The following is a 1,054-nucleotide window of genomic DNA, read 5'->3' as shown; positions in this document are numbered from 1 at the left end:
GGCGGGGGTCGGGCTCGACCGGGCGCTACCCAGTCCGGAACGCCCGCTCGGGGTGGCCGACGGGGCGGCTGCCGGACCGGCCGGCGAACCGGGGTCGGCGGCGGGTGCGGGGGCCGGATCGTCGCCGCAGGCGGGCAGCGTCGCCGTTGCCAGGGCGAGGACGAGCAGAGGGACAGCCGACTTCACGCGCACCGCCCGATGCTAGGAGGCCCGGCCGCCCCGGCACGACTCCACAGCCGATCCTTAACCCGCCGCTAAGCCGCAACCGCAGCCACCACCGCAACTGGCACCCCAGCCGCAGCCCCAGCCACCACCACCGCAGCCGCAGCCGCAGCCGGCACCGCAGCCGCAGCGAGCGGCCGCGTGCCCGCAGGCGGCGGCCCCGGCAAAGCGCGCGACGGTCAGGCGTGGGACAGCGCGAACGCGACCAGGAAGCCGAGCACGGTGATCAGCCCGACCAGCAGGTGCGCGTCCGCGAACGCCTCCGGCACCATCGTGTCGGTGATCATCGCGAGGATCGCGCCCGCCGCGAGCGCGGTGATCGTCGCCAGCACCTCCGGCGGCGCGCCGCCGAGCAGCGTGTACCCGGCCAGCGCCGCCGCACCGGAGATCAACGCGATGGCCGTCCACAGCCCGAACACGTAGCGCCGGGTGCGCCCGGCCTGCCGCATGCCGGCCGCGCTGGACAGCCCTTCCGGCACGTTGCTGAGGAAGACCGCGATGACGGTGACCAGGCTGACCGGGCCGCCGGCGAGCAGGCTCGCGCCGATCACCACCGATTCGGGTACGCCGTCGAGCAGCGCGCCGACAGCGATGGCCGTACCCGAGCCGGGCTGCTCCCGCTCGGAGGGCTGCTCGTCGCCGGAGCGCTTGCGGTGCCGCGCGCCGTGCCGGGCCAGCAGGACGTTCGCCCCGGTGTACGCGAGCGCGCCGATCGCCGCGCCGATCACCACCGGCCGCAGGCCGCCCTGCTCGTGCGCCTCGTCGATCAGCTCGAACGAGACGGCGGAGAGCAGCACGCCCGCCCCGAACGCCATCACCGAGGCGGTCGTCC

At 75.9% G+C, this 1,054-nt stretch carries 1 protein-coding gene and 1 pseudogene; both read right to left on the bottom strand.

Features of this window, described 5'->3' with window-relative positions:
* Positions 1-192, bottom strand: a pseudogene (locus tag KBX39_RS31830) (hypothetical protein); the annotation flags it as partial.
* A gap of 209 nt (positions 193-401) precedes the next feature.
* A partial coding sequence (locus tag KBX39_RS31825) for a ZIP family metal transporter (RefSeq protein ID WP_210874124.1) occupies positions 402-1,054 on the bottom strand: 653 nt, incomplete at its 5' end.

Source organism: Micromonospora sp. D75, assembly GCF_018070405.1.
Lineage (GTDB): Bacteria > Actinomycetota > Actinomycetes > Mycobacteriales > Micromonosporaceae > Micromonospora > Micromonospora chalcea.
The sequence above is the reverse complement of the archived record's forward strand: the minus strand, read 5'-3'. Positions and strand labels throughout refer to the sequence as shown.